Raw genomic sequence first — 21,609 nt, 5'->3', positions numbered from 1 at the left:
GGGTGTCCGCCTGGGTGTCCGCGCCGATGCAAGCGGGCGGAGGGCTCGACAAGGTCGTCGGATTCCCGATCCTCCCGCGGCATCTGCGTCGGGAGGTGAAGAACATCCCGTTCGATGGCCCGCTCGATGCCGCTCTCCCCGGGGACCTGGCGCCGTGGGTCTACAAGGCAACCTGCAACCGGCGGGCACCGTCATGAACGCGCTCCGAGAGCGCCTCAGCCTGGCGGACAGGGCTGCCAGCGGAGGCGCACGGATCGTGCGGTTCCTAGGTCCAGGGGGCGATCATCAATCCTGCGGTGCCGATCTCGAGCGGCAACATCTGCCGGATCGGCTACAATGTCTTCGAGCCGAGGGTCTATACGCCGCCATACGAAGAAATCGCCGACTTCGCGAGGGCAGGAAAGCGGATGCCACGCGCCCGCCGCATCCCGGGGACAGACGAGTTTGTCCAGCGTCCGCCGCGCGCGCGACGCTTGCCGCAGAAGCGACGCCCGCACTGCGGCACGGCCTGGATGCGCGCAAGCTCCGGAAGGGCGGAGGCGAAGATGTGCCTGATCTCTACCGCGTGCTCTGTCGGCCCTGGCGCCATGCCGGCACGAAGGTCGGTGCCAGTCTCGACCGGTCGTGGAAAGCTCCAGCCGCCCAGGCCGTCGCACAACCAACAGACCTTCCCGAAGACGGCAGCCAAGAGACGCAAGTCATGCCGAGTCCCGGGATTCCGGTATTTCGACCGACGTGGCGTTCGACGAGGCGAAGGCGGCGGGCCGGACCGGATCCCGCAAGAACCCGCCATGTTGAAAGAAGCGCATCCCTCACCACAGGAAATGGCCGCGATGGTTCTCCCATCGCGGCCATTCTCATTGCAGCCAGTTCCTACAAACCGTGCCCCACAAGCCGGTATCCGTCAGGAAAAGCCCGGCCTTGTTTTTTGTCTTACTGAGACCGCTCGGTCAGGCGGAGGCGCCTTCCTTTTTCTGGTCGGCGTAGATCATCAGCGGCTTCGCGTCGGAGGCCACAGCCTCTTCATTCACTACGACCTCGGTCACCTCATCCATACCGGGCAGCTCGAACATGGTATCGAGCAGGATGCCCTCAAGGATGGAGCGCAGCCCGCGCGCGCCGGTCTTGCGCTGGATCGCCTTCTTCGCGATGGCAGACAGGGCATCGTCGGTGAAGGTCAGATCGGTATCCTCCATCTCGAACAGGCGCTGGTACTGCTTCACCAGCGCATTCTTCGGCTGAGTGAGGATGGTCACCAAAGCGTCCTCGTCGAGGTCCTCCAGTGTTGCCACCACGGGCAGACGACCGACGAATTCAGGGATCAGGCCGAACTTCAGCAGGTCCTCCGGTTCGAGATCCTTGAAGGTCTCGCCGATGCCCTTTTCGCTGTCGTCCCGGACGTCGGCGCCAAAGCCCATGGCAGAACCCTTGCCCCGCTGTTTGATGATGCGGTCGAGACCGGCAAAGGCGCCGCCGCAGATGAAGAGGATGTTCGTCGTGTCCACCTGCAGGAATTCCTGCTGCGGATGCTTGCGCCCCCCCTGCGGCGGCACGGAGGCCACGGTGCCCTCCATCAGCTTGAGGAGCGCCTGCTGCACACCCTCGCCGGACACATCGCGGGTGATCGACGGATTCTCCGACTTGCGGGTGATCTTGTCCACTTCGTCGATGTAGACGATGCCGCGCTGCGCGCGTTCGACATTATATTCGGAGGCCTGAAGCAGCTTCAGGATGATGTTCTCCACGTCCTCCCCGACGTAACCGGCTTCGGTCAGCGTGGTTGCATCCGCCATGGTGAAGGGCACATCCAGAATGCGCGCCAGCGTCTGCGCCAGCAGCGTCTTGCCGCAGCCGGTGGGACCGATCAGCAGGATGTTGGACTTCGCCAACTCGATGTCGGCGGACTTCTGCGAATGGTTCAGACGTTTGTAGTGGTTGTGCACCGCCACTGAAAGGACCCGCTTCGCCTTCATCTGGCCGATCACGTAGTCGTCGAGCACGTCACAGATCTCGCGCGGGGTGGGCACGCCGTCGGCAGATTTCAGCCCTGCGCCCTTCGTCTCCTCGCGGATGATGTCCATGCAGAGTTCGACGCATTCGTCGCAGATGAACACGGTGGGGCCAGCGATCAGCTTGCGCACCTCGTGCTGACTCTTGCCGCAGAAGCTGCAGTAGAGCGTGTTCTTGCTGTCACCACCTGTATTCGTTGCCATACTCAGCACCTTTCCCGGATTTCCCGGTCTTGATCGCCTGTCTGGCCCGCCACCCCAAAGGCAGCCTACGGACCCCGACGGAGGCCTTGCGCCAGATGTCCGGCAAGCTTAGGCCAGCCATCCGGGCGCGACAATGCGAAATTTGGCCCCATCCCTAACGGGGAAGGGACCCCGCCTCTCAACTCTTCGTTTCTTCGCCGTCCAGCTCGCGGTTGGTCACGATTTCATCAATCAGGCCCCATTCCTTGGCCCTATCGGCATCCATGAAGTTATCGCGTTCCAGCGCCTGCTCCACCGCCTCGTACGTCTGGCCGGTGTGCTTCACATAGATCTCGTTCAGGCGGCGCTTCAGTTTCAGCGTTTCCTCGGCGTGAATCATGATGTCCGTCGCCTGGCCCTGATAGCCGCCCGACGGCTGGTGCACCATGATGCGCGAGTTCGGCAGCGAGAAGCGCATCCCCGCCGCGCCTGCGGTCAAAAGCAGCGAGCCCATGGAGGCAGCCTGACCGATCACCAGCGTGGACACCTTCGGTTTGATGTACTGCATCGTGTCGTAGATCGACAGGCCGGAAGTGACGACACCGCCGGGGCTGTTGATGTACATGGAGATTTCCTTCGACGGGTTCTCCGCCTCGAGGTGCAGCAGCTGCGCCACGACGAGGCTGGACATGCCGTCGTGCACCGGACCATTGAGGAAGATAATCCGTTCTTTCAGGAGGCGGGAGAAGATGTCGTAGGCGCGTTCGCCCCGCGACGTCTGTTCCACCACCATCGGAACGAGGTTCATGTAGGTTTCGACTGGATCTCTCATCGCTTGCCCGCCTGCTGATTTGATCTTCGGTTCTGACTATCGTCTCTGTGTTACCTGAGTCTTAGTATCGGGGTTGGGGGGCCGCAAGGGGCGGCGGGAAACTGCCGCAGGCTGTGCTACTTGCCGTCGCTGCCCCCATTGCCGGCCACGTATCCGGCACATTCCCCGGCCCCGCGCCGGCCGCCGGCCAAGTTCCAGTTCTCCCGGCATACCGCCTCCTGCGTTAAGGCAATCCTAACCAAGCCATGTCCAGAGTTCGTTTTTCTGCATCCTCACGGCGCAAATCCCTGGTTCAATGCCCAATGCGCCTAGGATGGACACAGCTGTGCGCCGCGCATTCCAGCTCAAGCGTGACGTGTTCAAGTCCGTGGTCGGCATGGAGCCGGGCCTTGACCGCCATCTTGATGGCGTCGGCCTCGCTCCATGCGCCGGGACCGATGACGACGTGCGCGTCCAGCGCACTAGTCCGCTCGTCCATTTGCCAGAGGTGGGCGTGGTGCAGGCCCTCGACGCCCTCGACATCCTCGGCGGTACGCAGTACCGCTTCTGGCACCATGCGTGGCGGCGCGCCCAGCATGAGGATGCGGACCACACCGCCGATCTCGCTCCATGCCATCCACAAAACGTAGGCCGCGATACCCAGCGTTACAGCCGGGTCGACCCATGTCCAGCCAAAGAGCAGGATCAGCGTGCCGGCGAGGATCACCGCCAGCGACCCCAGCGCGTCCGCAACGTTATGCAGGAAGGCGGCTCGGATATTCACGCTGTCCCTGGCCATGGCATAGGTCAGCGCCGCAGTGGCGAGGTCGACAACCAACGCGACGCCGGCGATGACCACCACCATCCAGCCGTCGACCGACTGAGGATTGATGAAGCGCAAAACCGCTTCGTAAAACAGGTAGAGCCCGACGACGATCAGCGTCGTCAGGTTGATGAGCGCGGCGACGACCTCTGCCCGCGCATAGCCGAAGGTCATTTCGGAATCTGCGGGTTTACGGGCGATCTTGCGCGCCCAGACCGCGATGACGAGGCTCGCGGCGTCCGAAAAGTTGTGCAGTGCATCCGCGATCATGGCGAGGCTGCCCGAGAGGATTCCCCCGATAACCTGCGCAACCGTGAGCAGGACATTGACGCCAACGGCAAGCGCGATGCGGCGGTCTCCGGTCGCGGCGTCCACATTCGGGTGGTGATGATGGTGATGTCCGTGAGCCATGCGCAGACAGGAAGCCCGCCCGTGTCAAAGGTCAAGGGCCGCCCTGCCCGATTCACGGAAACGCGAAAGGCGGCACCCGGAGGCGCCGCCTTTGCCAAAGCGTCATACAGAACCGACGCGTATTACGGGTACGACTGCAGGTAGGCGATGACCGCCTCGATGTCGTCGTCCTTCTTCAGACCGGCAAAGGACATCTTCGTCCCCTTCACGTAGTCTTTGGGCTTTGCGAGGAAGGCGGCCAACGCCTCATGCGTCCAGTCGCCGGGCAGATCCTGCATGGCGTTGGAGTATTTGAAGCCGTCGACAGCGGCGATGTCACGACCCACGACGCCGTTCAACTGAGGGCCGCTCTTGTTCTTGGCACCTTCGCCGACCTGGTGGCAGGCCTTGCACTTCTTGAAGATCTTCTCGCCTGCGGCGACCAGTTCCGGATCCGGGGCGCCCATGTCAGCACCCGCGTCAGCTGCGGCTTCGTCGACCGCTTCTGTTGCGGCCGCCGGTGCTTCGTCCGCAGCGGCTTCGTCGGTGGGCTGCACGGTGGCCGCGTCGTTGGAGTGGTTCATCTCCTCCGCCGCGTCCGCCGGAGCTTCGTCGCCCGCCTGATCGGGGGTCACATCAAGCACGGTCGCACGCATGGTGATCTTCACCGGCTCCGGCTTGCAGTTTTCCATGCAAGGCTCGTCGGTGCGCCACTCGGTGTACTCCGTGTCCGCGCGGTCGTCGACGATGAAGCCGTCGGCGTTCGGCATCTCGACCTCGTTCCAAGTCTCGGGCGAGAGTTCGAAATCGTCGTCGATGAGGTCGTTGGAGTAAAGGATGTAGGCCGTAATGGCGTAGACCTCGTCCGGGGTCAGGCTCTGCGCGTTGCCGAAGGGCATCGAGCGGTGCACATAGTCCCAGACGGTCGAGAGATACGGCCAGTAGGAGCCCACGGTTTTCAGCGGGTCCTTCGCAGCCAGCGTGCCGTCCCCCCCGGCCAGCTTCGGCCAGTTGTCGACGCCCTCGGCAAAGGAGCCGTGACAGACGGCGCAGTTTTCCTCGAAAAGCGGTTCACCGTCGAGGGCATTGCCCGAGCCTGCGGGCAGGCCGGTGCCGTCCGGCATGATCTTCACGTCCCACGCAGAGATTTCCTCCGGCATGGCGGCGCGGCCCAGACCGAAACGCAGCCCGGCGGGTGCGGTGTCGGCTTCGGCCGCGCCGACCAGCAGGCCGTCGGTCAGAGATGCCTCGGCCACCTGGTCATTCGCCGCCGCGGTGGCCTTTGCCTGCACGGGGGCTGCCGGTTCCGGGATCGGCGCGGGCAAAGAGGCCAGCATCGGCGGGTTCTTGGGGTAAGGCGCCACGTTGCGGTCGGCAAAATTGTAGGCTGCCGTCAGCAACAGCGCCACACCGATCGCGGAGCCGGCGTAAAGATTAAGAGACTTCGACATTTTCTGCCTCCCCGTTGGCTTTTACGTGCCAGGTCTGGATACAGTTGTTGTGGTAGATGGAGTTCTCGCCACGCACTTCGCGCAGCTGAGCCTTCGTCGGCTGGACGTAACCCGTATCGTCGATGGCGCGCGATTGCAGCAGCCAGTCCTCGCCGTCCCAAGTGGTGTCGAGGTAGAAACGCACCAGCGCCTTGTTCGCCCCGTCCTGAGCGATACGCGCGGTTTCCCATGTCATGCCACCGTCCTTGGAGACGTCAACGCGAGTAACCTTGCCATGCCCGGACCATGCCATGCCCGTGATGACCAGCGGACCGGGGCCGTGCTTGATCGGCGACTGCGGCGAGGGCGAGGTCACGACAGACTTCGCGTCCATGACCCAGGTCCACTTGCGCGATGTGCCGTCGGCCAGCGTGTCGGTGTACTTGGACGTTTCCTCGCGCGATTCGACGGCTGCGTTGGTGACTTCGATGCGGCGCAGCCATTTCACCCACATGTTGCCTTCCCAGCCCGGCACCACGAGCCGGACGGGATAGCCGTGTTCCTTGCGGAGCGCCTCGCCGTTGGCCTTGAACGCTACCAGCACGTCGTCCATGGCCTTTTCCATCGGGATGGAACGGCCGTTCGACGACGCATCGGCACCCTCGACGTAGACCCACTTGTCCTTCAGCTCGCCCGCCGCATCCAGGCCGGCCTCCGCCAGCAGGGTGCGCAGGGGCACGCCTGTGTATTCCATGTTGTGGATCATGCCATGGGTGAACTGCGCGCCGTTCAGCTGCGCACCCGCCCATTCCATGCCGGTGTTGGCCGCGCATTCGCAGAAATAGACATGCTGTTCGCGCGGGAAACGTTCCAAGTCCTCATAGGTGAAGACCAGCGGCTGATCCACAAGGCCGTTAATCATCAGCCGGTAGTCGTCCTTCGCCAGTTCGATCGCACCGGAGTGGTGACGCTCGAATGCGCAACCGGTCGGCGTGATAGTGCCGTCAAGCGCATGGATCGGGGTGAAGTTGATCGACGAGATCGTATCGGCGGTCAGCCACTCCACGTTGCGGCGGATAACGTCACCCTCAAAGCGGATCGGCAGGCCATAGGGTGTGACGTCAACGCCGTCGCCAAAGCCGGAGGCCCAAGGCTGGACCTCGGTGATCAGCGGGTCGGGCCCCGCGGCGCGGGCAGCCGATGCCGCCACCGCCCCTGCCCCCAGTGCGGCGGCACTGGTCAGGAACTGGCGGCGCGACGGCGCGTTCGTATCCTTGCTCATGGCAATCTCCTTACGGATCAAATCATTCATCTATGTGAATGAATTCTTCGGAACTTCGGCGGGCGTTCAGCCCGCCGAAAGGGTTCAGGCGCCGACGACCTCGACGCTGGTGTTCGGGTCGAGCTTGATAGTGCCCTGCTGGCGGATGTGGTTTTCCACAACGTCCCAGATCTGCGGCCCCTCGGTGCCCTCGTTGACGGACGCCCAACCGGCGACGACGTAGGTCTTCGACGGATCGATCGCCTCGCCGGTCTTCAGCAGCGTCATCTCGGAAATGCGCTCCCCCTGCGGCTTGGTCACATCGATGCGGTAGCCCATGCCACCAATGCGCACCATGTCGCCGCCCTGTTGGTAGTAGGGGTCGGGGTTGAAGATGTTGTCGGCCACATCCTCGAGGATCACCTTGATGAATTCGCCGGTCATTTCCGAACGATACGCCTCTCCGTAGCTCATGGAGGTGACGTTCCAGATGTCCTCGCGGGTGATGCTGTCACCCGGCAGCAGCGACGGTCCCCAGCGGACGCCGGGCGACATGGCTATGTCGGCATCGCGTTCCGAAATCAGCGCGTTGCAGATCAGGTCGTCCCACGACCCGTTGAAGTTGCCGCGGCGGTACAGCAGCTCATCGGTCGTGCCGATGACCTCTTCGAGTTGCTCCTTGTATGGCGCACGCTGTTCGTCGATCAGGGCCGTCATCTCCGCGTCGGGTTCGATCACGTCCGAGAAGATCGGGATCAGCTTGTGGCGGAAGCCCATCATGCGGCCATTGCGCACGTCGAGGTCGACGCGGGATACGAACTTGCCGTTGGACCCGGACGCGATGATGATGGTGTCGCCCACCAGAACGGGTTCGGGCAGCGCATCGTGGGTATGACCCGAAAGGATCACGTCGATGCCCTTGACCACGCCAGCCATCTTCTTGTCGACGTCAAAGCCGTTGTGCGACAGTGCCACGACCAGCTCCGCGCCCTGTGCGCGAACCTCGTCCACCATGGCCTGCATGTTCTCGTCGCGGATGCCAAAGGAGAACTCCGGGAACATCCAGCGCGGGTTGGCGATCGGCATGTAGGGGAAGGCCTGTCCGATCACGGCGATCTTTACGCCGCCGCGCTCGAAGAACTTGTAGGGCGGGAAGAGGTCGGGCAGCGGCTCGTCCCATTCCGCGTCAAAGATGTTCTGACCCAGCGCGGCGAAGGGCAAACCTTCCACCAGCTCGGTAATGCGGTCGGTGCCGAGGGTGAATTCCCAATGGAAGGTCATGGCGTCGGGCTTCAGCCCGTTCATGACGTTGACCATGTCCTGCCCTTCGGTCTGGTAGCAGGTGTAGGAGCCGTGCCAGGTGTCGCCACCGTCCAGCAGCAGCGCGTCGGGCCGGTCCGCACGGATCGAATTGATCACGGTTGCCACGCGGTCGAGGCCGCCGACCTTGCCATAGGCCTGCCCCAGTGCGGCGAAGTCACCCGAGGACAGGGCGTAATGCGAGGGGGAACCGTCCTCGATACCGTAAAGCCGACGGAAGTCGGCGCCGGTCACGTGCGGCACCTCCCCCTTGTTCGCACCGACGCCAATGTTGACCGACGGTTCGCGGAAGTAGATGGGCTTCAGCTGCGCGTGGATGTCGGTGACATGGATGAGGCTGACGTTGCCGAAAGTGTCGAACTGCAACAGCTGGTCCTGGGTGAGGCTCTGCTGCGCGGCCAGCCGCGCCCAGTTGCCGAAGCCCGAAGCGCCCACCAGCGCCGAAGCCGCCATGGACACCTGCAGGAAATCGCGTCTCGAGATCATGGGGAGGGTCTCTCTGTCATGACACACATGCGCATGTGTGAATGGGTTGTTTACGGGAAACCCCGCGCGTCAGAAGACGCACGGGGTAACACTGTTTAGTTGCGGACGGACGGGCCTTCGACCGAGAGGCCGTTGCCGCGCGATGCGACATACAGCTCCAGAGCGATGAACTCCGGCGAACCCGGCGAGAAAGTCTCCGCGCGGGTGTCGCGCACGCAGCCCTTGAACCGGCCCTGAACGCCGTTCAGACCGGCGTTCTTCAGACGGTAGGCCGGGAAGCCGTTGATCTGGCCCTGGCTGAGGTGGTCGGACCGGATGCGGTTACCGTAGTTTTCCTCGTGGCAGGAGGCGCAGGACAGGTCGAGGATACCCGTACGGGTGTAGTACAGTTCCTTGCCCTGTTCCCAGACCGACTGAGCCGGGCCATCAATGGCCACATTGACCGGCTGGCCGCGCGCAACGGAAGACATCAGCGCTTCCATGTTGAGCGCATCCTTGGCGTCCGTCTTCCACGCATCGGCACCCATGCGGTTGGTCCGGCAGTCGTTCATCTGCATCTGCATGGTGCGGACTTCGCCAGCGTCCTCGTTCCACTTCGGGTAGACCGGACGCACTGCCGCCATATCCTCGGGCGCGCCGTGGCAGTCCGCGCAGGACTTGCCTTCGGAACCCTCGGGGGTCGTCCACATGTCCCGTGCCTGATCGACGAAGATCATGGCCGGGTTGTCGAAATCATCCGCTTCCATGGCCTGGGTTTCGTCATCACGGAAGTGCCAGCCCGAGTAGATCTCGTCGAGGTGACCGTCGAGATGCGCGGGGGCGTCGGTATGGGTGGTGATCTCCAGATCGCCGTTGATGACGAGGCTTTCGTCATCGGCCTCGGCATAGGCTGCCGGAGCCATCAGCAGTGCGGCAACCGCCGTCAGTGCCGTGAATTTCATGTCATTCCCTCCCTGTTGCGCCCCCTGCCCCGCGCGCGCCGCGGGACAGGGGAAATCCATCAGCCGATGGCGACCGACTTCGTGTCTTCGTAGACAGACCCGTCGTCGTCGTACCAGGTGAACTTCAGGTCACCGGCTTCCGGGATGGTCGCATCGAATTCGAAGTAGGGGTTGGTCGAGATCGCCGGCTCGAGCGTGATGTCGATCACGTTCTGGCCGTTGAAGTCGCAGGTGAAGCGGTTGATGATCGACCGCGGGATGATGTTGCCGTCACCGTCCTTGCGCTGCCCCGATTCCATCGGGTGCGAGATCAGAGTCTTCAGCGTGACCGACTCGCCGGCTGCTGCCGACTTCGGAGCCTTGACGCGGGGTTTTACACCGTCTGCCATTTTGTTTGTCTCCTGGGATTAACTGTTTAGCCGCCGCAGCCGCCGATGGTGACCTTCACGGTCTTCGACGCCTTGGCAAAGGACCCGTCAGCGAGTTTCGCAACCGCGACCACATCCTGCGTGCCGGCAAGCCGGATACGGGTGGAAGCGGTCTGCGAACCCGCGAGCGGGCCGAAGTTGAAGGTTGCGACCGGCGGGGTCGGGTTACCCGTGGCCAGCACGAGGATCGACGACGCGCCCTCTGCCGAGACCGAGATCGGAACGGTATTGCCGTTCTCGGCGATTTCCGGGGCGGTCAGGTCGACGCCCGCATCCGCCATTTCGGCGCCACCGGTGAACTCGGCGATGAGTTCGTCGGTCGTCGCGGCAAAGGCGCGGAACGGCACGACGGTCAGCAGCGCAGCACCGGCACCGAGGGCCAGCGTTTCACGACGCGTGAATTCCATGTTTCAGTCTCCTCAAACTAAGGGATCAGCTATCCTTAAGGGTCAAAAGGAATGCGACCACATCTTCCACTTCCTGAGCCGAAAGGATCGGCTCGATGGTGTCCGTGGCGGCCTTGCCCGTGTACCCGTCGCCGGGGCGGGTGAAGCCGCTGGTCTTGTAGAAGGCCGGCATGACCGTGCCTTCGAAAATCATCTTCGGATTGACGACGATGCCGCGAAGCTCCGCCTCCGAGCGGTACTCGCCCACGCCGTCGAGCGAGGGACCGACATCACCGTGGAACGGCGCATCGCTCAGCGCAGTTACCGCGTGGCAGGCAACGCAGTTGCCTTTGCCACGGTTGGTCATGATCGCCTTGCCGTTTTCCGGGTCTCCCGGAGTGCCGGTCAGCGAAGCCTCGATCTGGCCGTCTTCCCCGAACTGCACCGCATCCGGTGCGACATCCTCCGCGAATGCCGCGCCCGCCAGTAGCGCCACGGCTGCCGTCATTGCTGTAAGCCTCATGTTCCCTCCCTAGGCTTGCGAGCCCATACAAGGGCTCTACCTCATACCGGCTGGTGTATACCGTAGGCCACCGCGCCCACGAGACGCAACAACAAATTCACAGTTATGAATTGTTGAAACGTACCATGCACCCGGAGCGCAGGCTCCGCCAACCTTCCCTTCATGTTCTATCACTCAGGGTCGGCAGCAAAAGTTAACAAAATCAAAAATTTGAAGCGGACCCAAGGTCAAGGGCGGCGTTTTTCCTACTGCGATCATGCGGACGGAGCCCGATGGCCCCATGTCCGCAAGGCGCAATCGATGCCAGCGCATGAACCCGTCGTCGCCACGCACTTCACACTGCTGTGATCAACAGTTCGCTAGTTCGACAGCCCCAGTTTCACCCCGCGTCAGGCACGGTGGCCAATAAAGGGCCGAGCGATTCGAGAATCACCCGGCCCGCCCGCTCAACAGGGCATTCAGTCGGTAGAGCCGTTGGAACGCTCCTGGATACGCCGCGCATGATAGCGCTGGAAGTCCTCGCCGGTCTCTTCCTGCATCTCGTAGCGTTTCTCCAGCACCCACGTGAACATGTCTGTCGTGGTTCCCTTGCCGAACGCTCCGGGCATCACGGCCACCGCGGCCGTCACCGCGGACTCTCCCTCCGGCACCTCTTCGGGCAGAAAGACGACGCTGGGGGTAAACAGCACGCGCCATTTGCGCGCCATCTGCTTCTCGGACAGCGCCTCCCCGTCGAGGTCGATCACTTCCGTGTCGCCGTGCAGGTTCAGCTGCACGACAAAGAAGTTGTCCTGGATGAACTGAGATATCTTCGGGTCGGAATAGACCTCTTCGTGCATCTGGTGACAGTACACACAGCCGTTCTGTTCGAACATGAGCACCAGTCGCTTGCCCTCGGCGTTAGCCTCGTCGAGGTCCTCGCGCAGATCCTTGAAGGTATTGCGCATGAAGGGCTCCTTGTAGAGCCCGTCATCCCCCAGTTGTGCCGCCCAGACAGGCAGCGCCATGCACGCGGCAACCGCCGCACCGATCCATGCCTTCATCGTCTTCCCTCCCTTTCAGGTCTCCCGCCCGGACGCGTCAACTCAGCGACGTCCAGCCCGGGACAGTGTCGATCATCCACTGCGCGATGATGTTCACGCTATCGGTTGCGATCAGGATCGCAAAGACAATCAGCATGACCCCCATCACCTTTTCGACATACTGAAGCTTGGACCGGTGACGCGCTGTCCACTTCAGGAACGGCCCGGAAAAGAGCGCCGCGATGACGAAGGGCGCGGTCATCCCGACGCCGTAGACGAACAGCAGCAGACCGCCGCGTGCGATATCCCCCATGCCGGAGGCGATCATCAGGATCGAGGCCAGCGCCGGCCCCACGCAGGGCGTCCAACCAAATCCGAAAGCGAGCCCCATGACATAAGCGCCCAGAACAGAGGTCGGCTCGGCCTTGCTCTCCAGCCGCGCCTCCCGATACAGCAGCCCGATGCGGATCACGCCCAGAAAATGCAGCCCGAAGACCAGCAGGATCGCGGCGGCGACGTAGGACAGCGGTCGCTTCCAGTCGGCAAACACCTCGCCCACCGCGGTCGCCCCCATGCCCAACAGCACAAAGATCGTGGTAACACCGGCGGCGAAGAACACCGCTGAAAGGATCAGCCGCCGTTGCGCACCCCGCGTGATCCCGGTATCGTCGCGTAACTCGTTCATGGAAATCCCGGCCATGTAACACAGGTAAAACGGGACCATCGGCAGGATGCAGGGCGTAAAGAAACTCAACAGTCCAGCGAATGCTGCGCCTGCGAAGGAAATATCCAGCACGGGTTGCGCCTTTCCTTGAATAATTCACATATTCATATTACGTTGTCCAACGTCGGCGTCAATCTGTGCATTTCCGACCCTGACATGTTTATAACTCCCGGTATACACCATCTCAGAGGGCATGATGAGCATTCGTGGTATCGTATCCGTGCTGGCGGCGACCGTACTGTGCGTCGCGCCCGCGTTTGCGTCGGACATCGCGCTCGTGATGGTGGAACAACGCGGCTGCGCCTATTGCGCCGCTTGGGACGATGAAATCGCCCCCGCCTACCCCAACACCGCCGAAGGACGTTACGCGCCCCTCGAGCGTGCGGACTTGCACATGGGCCCGCCCGATGGCATCAGCTATGCCCGCCGTGTGAATTTCACCCCAACCTTCATACTTGTGACGGATGGACAGGAGGTCGCCCGCATGGAAGGTTACGTAGGGCAGGACTTCTTCTGGCCCCTGTTCTCGAAATTGCTCGAAACCAATACGGATTTCGTACCGCAGACAAACTGAAAAAAGACATCAGGGACAGAAGATGGGACTTCCGGTTTTACGCGACGACCTGACCGAGGCAGAGCTTGACGCGATCGTTGATCAGGCAACGCAGGCGTCGGCCTTCCTGAAGGCGATCAGCCACGAAGGCCGATTGATGATTCTGTGCCATCTGGTGACGGGCGAAAAATCTGTGACCGAACTTGAGTCGCTGCTCTCCGCGCGTCAGGCGGCTGTCAGCCAGCAACTCTCGCGCCTGCGCCTCGAAGGCCTGGTGGTGCCGCGCCGCGACGGCAAGGCGATCTACTACAGCCTCGCCGACGACAAGCCGCGCAAGATGCTGGAAACGGTCTACGACCTGTTCTGCGGCGCAAACCGGCCGTGACCGGTATCCGCGCAAGCCTCTGTTGAAAAACGCCGCGCACCTCCGCATAGTCGTTTGATCCCGATGGCCCTGACCATCGGGCCGGAGGAGGGCTCGGCCATGCTGGATACCATCGGGGAATACAATCTCGTCGCGCTGATCGGGCTGGGGAGCGGACTGCTTCTGGGTCTCGCTGCGCGGTTGGGGCGGTTCTGCACACTCGGCGCCATCGAGGACGCGCTTTACGGCGGCTCCACCGTTCGGCTGCGCATGTGGGGCATCGCCATCGGGCTTGCGGTGATGGGCAGCTTTGGACTGATGGCCATGGGGCTGCTGGTCGATACGGAAACCTACTACCTCGGCATTCGCTGGATGCCCTTGGCCTCGGTCGCGGGCGGGCTGGTGTTCGGCTACGGCATGGCCTTGTCGGGAAACTGCGGCTACGGTGCCATCGCGCGGCTCGGCGGCGGCGACCTGCGCAGCTTCGTTATCGTGCTGGTGATGGGGGTCTCCACCTTCGTCGTGCTCTCCGGCCCGCTGGCACCGCTGCGCGACTTCCTCTTCCCGCAACGACCTGTCACGACAGAGGTCGCCCCGGGTATTGCCCACCAGCTGGGGGCCATGACAGGCCTCTCGGTCAACCTTATCGGCATGGTACTGGGCGGGCTGATCGTCGCAGGCTCCGCCGCCTCCGCCGCAGTCTGGGAGAAACCCGCGCGTCTTTTCTGGGCGGCAGCCGTGGGCTTTTCGGTGGTGTTGGCCTGGGCGGGTACATCCTGGGTGGCACACCACGGTTTCGAGGCCCTGCCCGTCGTTTCGCACAGCTTCGCCGCCCCGCTGGGAGAATCCATCCTGTGGTGGATGACAGGCTCGGCGCGCCCCCTGTCCTTCGCTGTGGGATCGGTGACGGGCGTCTGGGCGGGCGCCTTTGTCGGATCGCTGATCAAGGGACATTTCCGCTGGGAAGCCTGCGAGGATCCGCGCGAACTGCGTCGTCAGATCTTTGGCGCGGCGCTGATGGGCGCGGGTGCCGTGGTTGCGCTCGGCTGTTCCATCGGACAGGGGCTCTCGGCCTTCTCTCTGCTGGCCTTTTCCGCACCGGTCACTTTCGCCGCGATCTTCGCCGGCGCCGCCCTCGGCCTCCGGCAACTCATTGTCGGCTTCCAACCGGCCGAATGACCCCGGCAGAAAGTCACGATCGCGAACGCCCCACCCCTGCTTCTTTGGTTCTGAAATACCGCGATGGGGGTTTGGGGGAAGCAGGGCTTCCTCCAATTCCGGCCCGCACTCCGGGCGGCTTGCGCATCACTCCGGTACCATCCGCGCCGAAACCCCGCCAATTTCCTCAGTCGAACTCGCGCAGACGCGCCACGTAGCGCGCCAGCGTGTCGATCTCAAGGTTCACTCGGTCGCCAACCGTCGCGCGGCCCCAGGTGGTGACGTCCTTGGTGTGCGGGATGATGTTCACGCCAAAGCGGCAGCCGTCCACCTCGTTCACCGTCAGCGACGTGCCGTTCAGGGCCACAGATCCCTTCGGCGCGATGTAGCGCGCCAGCGCTTCCGGCACCGCGAAAGTCATGCGCGTGCTTTCACCCTCGTCCTCCAGCGCCACGATCTCTGCCACGCCATCCACATGGCCGGACACGATGTGCCCGCCCAATTCGTCCCCCACCTTCAGCGCCCGTTCGAGGTTCAGGGGCGTGCCCTCCACCCAGCCCGCCTTGCCGCCGATGTTGGTTTTCGACAGCGTCTCGGCACTGATCACCACGTCGAACCAGTCAGGCCCCAAACCCACCACCGTCAGGCAGACGCCGTTGCAGGCGATCGACGCGCCCATGTCGATGCCCGACGTATCATAGGCTGTTCCGATCCTCGCGTGCAGGTCGCCGCGATTGTCCAGCGCGCGCACCGCGCCCACGTCCGTAATGATCCCCGTGAACATGTCTTTCTCCTTCCGGCCCCCGCCCCCGCACACGCGGGCGGGCCAACCGCCTTGTCTCTTGAACCGCATGGAACACACAGAACACATGGGCCTTATTTTCGCCGCCATCCGTCAATAGAATGGCAACAAAGCATTCACACACTGCCCCGCGATGGGCAAGGCGACGGGCAAGCTTTGGCGTTACACGCTGCGTCCCGACGCATCGGAGCGGAACAATGGCGACCACCACCGGAGAAAGGCGCGTCTTCCTCTTCTTGCAGGGACCCCACGGGCCATTCTTCAACCGGCTGGGCACCATGCTGCGCAAGACCGGAGCGGAGGTCTGGCGCGTGGGCTTCAACGCGGGCGACCGCGCCTTCTGGTTTCACCCGCGCAGCTATCTGCCCTATCGCGGCACACCTGACGATTGGCGTGGCTGGCTGGTCAACCTGCTTCACGAAAGGCGCATCACCGACCTGGTGCTTTACGGCGACGTGCGCCGCATCCATGCCGAGGCCATCGAGGAAGCGAAGCGGCGCGGCCTGACGGTGCATGTCTTCGAAGAGGGTTACATGCGCCCCTACTGGGTCACCTACGAGCGCGGTGGCTCGAACGGGCATTCCAAACTCATGTCCATGACGGTGAAGGACATGCAGGCGGCGCTGGCACTGTCGGACATGGAAGCCCCTCTTCCCCCCGCCCATTGGGGCGACATGCGGCACCACATTTTCTATGGTGCGCTTTACCACTGGTTCGTGATGTTCCGGAACGGTGCCTACCGCAACTTTCGCCCGCATCGTGCCCTGAGCGTGGTGCAGGAATTCCTGCTCTATCTCAAACGCCTGCTCCTGATGCCCGCAAGCTGGGTCGACCGCGTGATCGCCACGACACGTATCCGGTTGGGGGGCTTTCCCTATCACCTCTGTCTGATGCAGCTGGAACACGATTCAAGCTTCCAGAAACACAGCCCCTTTGCCACCATGCCCGACTTTGTCGAACTGGTAGTGGCGGGCTTCCGCGAGGGCGCGCCAGGCCATCATCATCTGGTGTTCAAGGCCCACCCGCTGGAGGACGACCGCGCGGGCGTGCGCCGCGCCATCCGAGAAGCCGCACAGCGGCACGGGGTCTCTGACCGGGTTCACTACGTGCGCGGCGGCAAGCTGGCGCAGTTGCTTAACGACGCACGCACGGCGGTGACCGTGAATTCCACCGCCGCGCAACAGGTGCTCTGGCGCGGCATCCCGTTGAAGGTCTTCGGTGACGCGGTCTACGCCAAGCCTGAGTTCGTTTCCACGCAACCTCTGGCGGAGTTCTTTGCCGCGCCCTCGCGACCTGACAACAAGGCTTACAAGGATTATCGGCGCTACCTGCTGGAGACCTCGCAATTGCCCGGCGGCTTCTATTCGGCGCGCGGGCGCCGGCAGCTGCTGCGCCAGGTGGTCGACCTCATGCTGGCGTCGGAGGACCCATACGATGCTTTCGCCAGCGGAACCGCGGCCCCGCGGCAACAGTTGCGCGTGGTGCACTAGGGCACCCTCCCGCAAATGCTGGATTTTCCCCCGCCCCCTCGGTAGCCTTTGAAAAAAAGTCTGAGGCAGAACACAGGTCGAGGAGACCGAGCAGTGAAAAACTCCCCCACCCGCCTTGCGCGTAGCGTGGCACTTCTGGCCGCGGTGTCGATTCTGGCATCCTGCGGCCTGCCGCGCGTCGGTCCCAACAAGAAAGAGATTTTTGCCGGCTCGGTGCAGCGCGAAGGCGATGCCTTCATCGTGTCGGTCAACGACCGCGTGACCCGCGCCACCGCCGTGGTCCCGGCGCTGGGCTTTTCCGACGCCTTCCGAAACGCCGCCGTCGTCGGCTCCGACATCATCAATCCCGGTGACACGCTGGGCCTGACCATCTGGGAAAACGTCGATGACCCGCTGCTGGGAAGCGGCGGCGGAACCTCTGGCAGCGCGCCCGCGATGCTCGAAGAGGTGCAGGTGGACGGCTCCGGCTTCATCTTCATCCCCTATGCCGGGCGCATCCGGGCGGCGGGCAACACGCCGGAACGCATCCGCCAGATCATCACGGCAAAACTCGAGGATCAGACGCCTGACCCGCAGGTGCAGGTGCGCAGGCTGGCGGGCGACGGGTCCACCGTGTCGCTGGTAGGCGCCGTGGGCAGCCAGGGCGTATTTGCCATCGAACGTCCCACGCGCACGCTGGCATCCATGATCGCCCGCGCCGGCGGCGTGACAATCACGCCGGAGATCGCGCAGGTGAAGGTGATCCGCGGCAACCAGACCGAAACCATCTGGTTCCAGGACCTGTTCAAGACGCCCGAGTTCGACATCGCCCTGCGCGGCGGCGATCGGATCCTCGTCGAAGAGGACACCCGCGCCTTCACCGCGCTTGGCGCCACCGGTGCGCAGGCGCGCGTGCCGTTCGAAGCGCAAAGCATTTCCGCCGTCGAAGCCATCGCCACTGTAGGCGGCCTGCTCTCGGCCACCGCCGACCCGACCGGCGTCTTTGTCTTCCGGAACGAGCCGGCAGAAATCGCCAATCAGGTCTTGGGCCGCAACGACCTCGTGGGGGCGCAACGGCTGATCTATGTTCTGGATCTGACGCAGCCAAATGGCATGTTCATGGCCCGCGATTTCGTCATCCGTGATCAGGACACACTATATGTGACCGAAGCGCCCTACGTGCAGTGGGATAAGACCATCGCCTCCCTGACCGGCTCTCTGGGTTCGGTGGCCACCGTGACGTCGATCGCCGACACGCTGGGCAGCGGTGGCTAAACCTTTGGACTCGCACGAACATGACAACGCCGGGGAGGAGACTTCCCGGCGTTTGTATGTCTATAGCGGCGGTTTTCTGAAGGGCCATCTGCGGCGCATTCTTGCGCTGGGTGGGTACCGGGTTACCGTCGGGATGCCCGCTGCCGGGGATCTGGTGGGCGTCTGGGGGCAGTCGCCCTATGCCCGTCGCGGGGAGGCCGTGGCGGCACGGCGCGGTGCGCAGGTGGTGCGGGTCGAAGACGCCTTTTTGCGGTCGCTGCACCCGGGCCGAACCGGAGAGCCCCCCCTCGGTCTGCTGGTCGACCATCGCGGTGTGCATTTCGACGGACGCGCCCCCTCGGATCTCGAAAACCTGCTTGGGGAACACCCGCTTGACGACCACGTACTGCTGGAGCGCGCGCGCGGGGTCATCGCGCGAATGCGCGAAGCGCAGGTGTCAAAGTATTCCGCCACCCGGACGGACGTGGCCCCCCCTGCGCCGGGCTATGTGCTGGTGGTGGACCAGACGCACGGCGACGCATCCGTTCTGGCATCGGGCGGTGACCGAGCACGGTTTCTCGAAATGCTCTTCGTCGCGCGGGAAGAGAACCCGCATTGCCGCATCCTGTTGAAAACCCATCCGGAAACGGCGCATGGATTTCGTGAAGGGCATTTTGGGCCCGCTGACGCCATTGGTCCCGTAGCGCTATATGATGGGGATGCCTCCCCTTGGGCGCTGCTGGAGGGCGCGACGCGTGTCTATACGCTGTCATCGCAGATGGGGTTCGAGGCCATCCTCGTCGGCCATCGGCCGCGGGTTTTCGGGATGCCGTTCTATGCTGGCTGGGGCCTGACGGACGACGAATCCCAGTTTCCGCGTCGGAAACGACGCCTGACAAAGGTGCAGCTGGTTGCGGGGGCTTTGGTGCTCTACCCGGTCTGGTATGACCCCTACCGCGATAGGCGCGGCGAAATCGAGGATATCCTCGGCGCCCTGGAGGCGCAGGCCCGGGCATGGCGCGAGGATCGGCAAGGCTGGGTCGTGGCAAATGCCCGACTGTGGAAAAGGCCGTTCCTGCAGAAATTTTTTGGCAGGGAAAAGCGGTTACGGTTCGAAGACGATGTGGATAAGGCCTTGAAACTGGCTTCGTCGACAGGGCGCCGCTGTATGGCGTGGAGTACCGCAGCCGGGGAACGCGCGGTTTCTCTGGAGGATGGTTTCCTCAGATCGCGCGGCTTGGGGGCGACACTGGTGCCTCCGCTCTCTTTGACGCTCGATCACGAAGGAATTCACTTCGATCCGAGCCGCCCGAGCACGCTGGAACGACTGATACATCTCCGGGCGAAACGGATGAGGCCTGACCAGACCGAACGTATCCACAGAGTTATACAGAGCCTCGTGGGCCGGGGCTTATCAAAATACAATTTGGCGGGTGGTTTACCGAAGCTACCGAAAGGCTACCGTATTCTTGTGCCCGGGCAAGTGGAGGACGATGCCTCTATCCTTCTTGGCAGCCCGGAAGTCCGCACGAACGAGGATCTCCTGCGTCGGACGCGCGAGGCGAACCCGGATGCCGTGATCCTCTGGAAGCCGCATCCGGACGTGGAGGCGGGCCTGCGGAGCGGCCGGGTCGATGCGCCCGAGCGATGGGCGGATCTTACGCTTGACCGGGTTGACATATCCCTAGCTCTCGACGCGGTTGAAGAAGTCTGGACCCTGACCTCCGGCACAGGATTCGAGGCATTGCTGCGCGGGCGCCCGGTTACAACAATGGGCGTGCCGTTTTACGCCGGATGGGGATTGACCCGGGACCTTGGCCCCATACCGGAAAGACGGCTCTCTGGACCGCGCCCGACTGTCGAGGCCCTGGCCCACGCAACGCTGATCGACTACCCACGGTATCGCGATCCGGTCACCGGCCTCCCCTGCTCTGTCGAAACTGTTGTTGACCGGTTGGCGAACAGCACCATTCCAAGTCCCAGCGCGCTCAATCGCGGGCTGTCCAAATTGCAGGGTGCGCTGGCCAGCTATGCGCATCTATGGCGTAGCTGAACCACTGTTTTTCAACGCCCAGTAAAACCTCGTGGCCCAGAAGACTGAATAGACCGATATTTTCAGGCTTGTCCACAGGCAGGGAAGGACCTGATCTTTCGAACCGAAAAACGTTACGCGCCACAGATCAAGCGGCTACCCAAGCGAGATCCGGCGCCAAACATGCTGGACGTCCATCCCCCGCGCCATGATATCCACAAGAGCAAAACGCGGCGCATCCGCGAGACGATCCACCCCCAAGGCACCGATGCCCGGATGCCCCTCGGCACCGAGCGCCACACCCGCCGTGAATACGTGCAATTCGTCAACGAGATCCTGTGCCAGCAGCGAGGCGGCCAGCTGTCCGCCGCCCTCGCAGAACACCCGGGTCATGCCCCGCGAACCGAGCGTTTGCAGCAGCGCGGCCACATCAAGCCGCCCCGCCGAGAGAGGGACCGATACCAGAATAGCGCCCAATTGTTTCCACGCAGTCAACAAGTCGGCCCCTACGGTTGGGCCATGACATAGCCAGAGCGGCACTTCTTCTGCCGTGCGCGCAAGATCGCCAAGCAGTGGAAGATCCAGATGGCGGCTGGCCACGATACGCACCGGCTGGCGGATTACTTCATGCCCGCGGACCGTCAGGCGCGGATTGTCAGCGCGCGCGGTGCCGCCGCCGACCAGCACGGCATCATGGCTGGCGCGCAGGGCGTGCACCGCGTGGCGGGCTGTGGGGCCGGTAATCCACTGGCTTTCCCCGGTAGCGGTGGCGATGCGACCGTCCAGCGTCATGGCCAGTTTCAGCGTCAGCCACGGACGACCCTGCTCAACCCTGAGGAAAAAACCCGCATGATCCTGAAGTGCATGTGCCGTCAGCACGCCCGTGGTAACGGAAATGCCTGCCGCGCGCAGGCGGTCGAACCCCTGTCCCGAGACACGCGGATCGCTGTCGGCCACCGGGGCCACCACACGGGCGATCCCTGCCGCGATCAGTGCATCACAGCACGGCGGTGTCTGGCCTTGGTGGCTACAGGGTTCCAAAGTGACATAAGCCGTTGCGCCACTGGCCTGTTCCCCGGCTTGGGCCAGCGCCACGACCTCGGCATGCGGGCGCCCACCGGGCTGCGTCCAGCCACGCCCGACCACCCGCCCATCGCGCACGATCAGGCAGCCGACGGCGGGGTTGGGCCAGGTCTGCCCCATACCACGGCGACCCAGCGCCAGGGCCTGGGCCATCAGG

The 21,609-nt window shown here is 63.4% G+C and carries 20 protein-coding genes; 6 read left to right on the top strand and 14 right to left on the bottom strand.

The genetic code is table 11. The features are described from left to right. Window positions 1-950: 950 nt before the first annotated feature. The 12 genes from clpX to J5474_RS16490 form a co-directional block, all read right to left on the bottom strand. Window positions 951-2,213: an ATP-dependent Clp protease ATP-binding subunit ClpX gene (gene clpX, locus J5474_RS16545; protein WP_209362080.1), complete on the bottom strand. Its 1,263-nt coding sequence runs from the start codon at window positions 2,211-2,213 to the stop codon at window positions 951-953. 178 nt (window positions 2,214-2,391) lie between these two features. Continuing rightward, on the bottom strand, window positions 2,392-3,024 hold the full coding sequence (locus J5474_RS16540; protein WP_209362078.1) for an ATP-dependent Clp protease proteolytic subunit: 633 nt from the start codon (window positions 3,022-3,024) through the stop codon (window positions 2,392-2,394). Window positions 3,025-3,316: 292 nt separating this feature from the next. After that, complete coding sequence (locus J5474_RS16535) at window positions 3,317-4,237, bottom strand: cation diffusion facilitator family transporter (protein WP_209362075.1); 921 nt, start codon at window positions 4,235-4,237, stop codon at window positions 3,317-3,319. A gap of 122 nt (window positions 4,238-4,359) precedes the next feature. Next, the gene (locus J5474_RS16530; protein WP_209362073.1) at window positions 4,360-5,667 is read right to left on the bottom strand and encodes a c-type cytochrome; all 1,308 of its coding nucleotides are present in this window, start codon (window positions 5,665-5,667) and stop codon (window positions 4,360-4,362) included. Then, the gene (gene soxC, locus J5474_RS16525) at window positions 5,651-6,928 is read right to left on the bottom strand and encodes a sulfite dehydrogenase (protein WP_209362071.1); all 1,278 of its coding nucleotides are present in this window, start codon (window positions 6,926-6,928) and stop codon (window positions 5,651-5,653) included. Before soxC ends, J5474_RS16530 begins: the two co-directional genes overlap by 17 nt. An 84-nt stretch (window positions 6,929-7,012) precedes the next feature. Then, a complete protein-coding gene (soxB, locus tag J5474_RS16520; protein ID WP_209362069.1) occupies window positions 7,013-8,713 on the bottom strand; it encodes a thiosulfohydrolase SoxB in 1,701 nt (566 codons plus the stop codon). Between the two features lie 95 nt (window positions 8,714-8,808). Continuing rightward, the gene (soxA, locus tag J5474_RS16515) at window positions 8,809-9,654 is read right to left on the bottom strand and encodes a sulfur oxidation c-type cytochrome SoxA (protein WP_209362067.1); all 846 of its coding nucleotides are present in this window, start codon (window positions 9,652-9,654) and stop codon (window positions 8,809-8,811) included. Between the two features lie 59 nt (window positions 9,655-9,713). Next, window positions 9,714-10,043 (bottom strand): thiosulfate oxidation carrier complex protein SoxZ, encoded by a 330-nt coding sequence (gene soxZ, locus J5474_RS16510; protein WP_209362064.1) that lies wholly within the window; start codon window positions 10,041-10,043, stop codon window positions 9,714-9,716. A gap of 26 nt (window positions 10,044-10,069) precedes the next feature. Next, complete coding sequence (soxY, locus tag J5474_RS16505) at window positions 10,070-10,489, bottom strand: thiosulfate oxidation carrier protein SoxY (RefSeq protein ID WP_209362059.1); 420 nt, start codon at window positions 10,487-10,489, stop codon at window positions 10,070-10,072. A 25-nt stretch (window positions 10,490-10,514) separates the two neighbouring features. Next, window positions 10,515-10,991 (bottom strand): sulfur oxidation c-type cytochrome SoxX, encoded by a 477-nt coding sequence (soxX, locus tag J5474_RS16500; protein WP_209362057.1) that lies wholly within the window; start codon window positions 10,989-10,991, stop codon window positions 10,515-10,517. Between the two features lie 458 nt (window positions 10,992-11,449). Further along, window positions 11,450-12,034 carry a thioredoxin family protein gene (locus J5474_RS16495; protein WP_209362054.1) on the bottom strand — a complete coding sequence of 195 codons (585 nt, stop codon included), beginning with the start codon at window positions 12,032-12,034 and terminating at the stop codon, window positions 11,450-11,452. A gap of 37 nt (window positions 12,035-12,071) precedes the next feature. Beyond that, a complete protein-coding gene (locus J5474_RS16490) occupies window positions 12,072-12,809 on the bottom strand; it encodes a cytochrome c biogenesis CcdA family protein (RefSeq protein ID WP_209362052.1) in 738 nt (245 codons plus the stop codon). 124 nt (window positions 12,810-12,933) lie between these two features. On the opposite strand from J5474_RS16490, the gene J5474_RS16485 reads away from it, so the two are divergent. The 3 genes from J5474_RS16485 (at window position 12,934) to J5474_RS16475 (ending at window position 14,833) form a co-directional block, all read left to right on the top strand. Further along, complete coding sequence (locus tag J5474_RS16485) at window positions 12,934-13,311, top strand: thioredoxin family protein (RefSeq protein WP_425342895.1); 378 nt, start codon at window positions 12,934-12,936, stop codon at window positions 13,309-13,311. A gap of 22 nt (window positions 13,312-13,333) precedes the next feature. Further along, window positions 13,334-13,675, top strand: coding sequence for an ArsR/SmtB family transcription factor (locus J5474_RS16480; protein ID WP_209362049.1), 342 nt, complete (start codon window positions 13,334-13,336; stop codon window positions 13,673-13,675). Between the two features lie 99 nt (window positions 13,676-13,774). Further along, the gene (locus tag J5474_RS16475) at window positions 13,775-14,833 is read left to right on the top strand and encodes a YeeE/YedE family protein (protein ID WP_209362047.1); all 1,059 of its coding nucleotides are present in this window, start codon (window positions 13,775-13,777) and stop codon (window positions 14,831-14,833) included. Window positions 14,834-14,999: 166 nt separating this feature from the next. On the opposite strand, the gene J5474_RS16470 is transcribed toward J5474_RS16475, so the two are convergent. After that, window positions 15,000-15,596: a riboflavin synthase gene (locus J5474_RS16470; RefSeq protein WP_209362045.1), complete on the bottom strand. Its 597-nt coding sequence runs from the start codon at window positions 15,594-15,596 to the stop codon at window positions 15,000-15,002. 215 nt (window positions 15,597-15,811) lie between these two features. On the opposite strand from J5474_RS16470, the gene J5474_RS16465 reads away from it, so the two are divergent. The 3 genes from J5474_RS16465 to J5474_RS16455 all read left to right on the top strand — a co-directional run bounded on the left by J5474_RS16465 (window position 15,812) and on the right by J5474_RS16455 (window position 20,390). Next, a complete protein-coding gene (locus J5474_RS16465) occupies window positions 15,812-17,104 on the top strand; it encodes a capsule biosynthesis protein (RefSeq protein ID WP_209362043.1) in 1,293 nt (430 codons plus the stop codon). 93 nt (window positions 17,105-17,197) lie between these two features. After that, complete coding sequence (locus J5474_RS16460) at window positions 17,198-18,358, top strand: polysaccharide biosynthesis/export family protein (RefSeq protein WP_209362041.1); 1,161 nt, start codon at window positions 17,198-17,200, stop codon at window positions 18,356-18,358. Then, on the top strand, window positions 18,351-20,390 hold the full coding sequence (locus tag J5474_RS16455; RefSeq protein WP_483414424.1) for a capsular polysaccharide biosynthesis protein: 2,040 nt from the start codon (window positions 18,351-18,353) through the stop codon (window positions 20,388-20,390). The genes J5474_RS16460 and J5474_RS16455 overlap by 8 nt, the downstream gene beginning before the upstream one ends. Window positions 20,391-20,525: 135 nt before the next feature. Here J5474_RS16455 and ribD read toward each other — a convergent pair whose 3' ends face one another. Beyond that, a complete protein-coding gene (gene ribD / locus J5474_RS16450; RefSeq protein ID WP_209362038.1) occupies window positions 20,526-21,605 on the bottom strand; it encodes a bifunctional diaminohydroxyphosphoribosylaminopyrimidine deaminase/5-amino-6-(5-phosphoribosylamino)uracil reductase RibD in 1,080 nt (359 codons plus the stop codon). Window positions 21,606-21,609: the final 4 nt, after the last annotated feature.

This window comes from Sagittula salina (genome assembly GCF_017813235.1).
Taxonomy (GTDB): Bacteria; Pseudomonadota; Alphaproteobacteria; order Rhodobacterales; family Rhodobacteraceae; genus Sagittula; species Sagittula salina.
Note: the sequence above shows the minus strand (reverse complement) of the source record. Positions and strands in the feature narration are given on the sequence as shown.

What these genes read in the sequence shown, in the direction of transcription:
- clpX (WP_209362080.1), bottom strand. Translation starts at nt 2,213, where the DNA reads ATGGCAACGAATACAGGTGGTGACAGCAAGAACACGCTCTACTGCAGC.
- J5474_RS16540 (WP_209362078.1), bottom strand. Translation starts at nt 3,024, where the DNA reads ATGAGAGATCCAGTCGAAACCTACATGAACCTCGTTCCGATGGTGGTG.
- J5474_RS16535 (WP_209362075.1), bottom strand. Translation starts at nt 4,237, where the DNA reads ATGGCTCACGGACATCACCATCATCACCACCCGAATGTGGACGCCGCG.
- J5474_RS16530 (WP_209362073.1), bottom strand. Translation starts at nt 5,667, where the DNA reads ATGTCGAAGTCTCTTAATCTTTACGCCGGCTCCGCGATCGGTGTGGCG.
- soxC (WP_209362071.1), bottom strand. Translation starts at nt 6,928, where the DNA reads ATGAGCAAGGATACGAACGCGCCGTCGCGCCGCCAGTTCCTGACCAGT.
- soxB (WP_209362069.1), bottom strand. Translation starts at nt 8,713, where the DNA reads ATGATCTCGAGACGCGATTTCCTGCAGGTGTCCATGGCGGCTTCGGCG.
- soxA (WP_209362067.1), bottom strand. Translation starts at nt 9,654, where the DNA reads ATGAAATTCACGGCACTGACGGCGGTTGCCGCACTGCTGATGGCTCCG.
- soxZ (WP_209362064.1), bottom strand. Translation starts at nt 10,043, where the DNA reads ATGGCAGACGGTGTAAAACCCCGCGTCAAGGCTCCGAAGTCGGCAGCA.
- soxY (WP_209362059.1), bottom strand. Translation starts at nt 10,489, where the DNA reads ATGGAATTCACGCGTCGTGAAACGCTGGCCCTCGGTGCCGGTGCTGCG.
- soxX (WP_209362057.1), bottom strand. Translation starts at nt 10,991, where the DNA reads ATGAGGCTTACAGCAATGACGGCAGCCGTGGCGCTACTGGCGGGCGCG.
- J5474_RS16495 (WP_209362054.1), bottom strand. Translation starts at nt 12,034, where the DNA reads ATGAAGGCATGGATCGGTGCGGCGGTTGCCGCGTGCATGGCGCTGCCT.
- J5474_RS16485 (WP_425342895.1), top strand. Translation starts at nt 12,934, where the DNA reads ATGAGCATTCGTGGTATCGTATCCGTGCTGGCGGCGACCGTACTGTGC.
- J5474_RS16480 (WP_209362049.1), top strand. Translation starts at nt 13,334, where the DNA reads ATGGGACTTCCGGTTTTACGCGACGACCTGACCGAGGCAGAGCTTGAC.
- J5474_RS16475 (WP_209362047.1), top strand. Translation starts at nt 13,775, where the DNA reads ATGCTGGATACCATCGGGGAATACAATCTCGTCGCGCTGATCGGGCTG.
- J5474_RS16470 (WP_209362045.1), bottom strand. Translation starts at nt 15,596, where the DNA reads ATGTTCACGGGGATCATTACGGACGTGGGCGCGGTGCGCGCGCTGGAC.
- J5474_RS16465 (WP_209362043.1), top strand. Translation starts at nt 15,812, where the DNA reads ATGGCGACCACCACCGGAGAAAGGCGCGTCTTCCTCTTCTTGCAGGGA.
- ribD (WP_209362038.1), bottom strand. Translation starts at nt 21,605, where the DNA reads ATGGCCCAGGCCCTGGCGCTGGGTCGCCGTGGTATGGGGCAGACCTGG.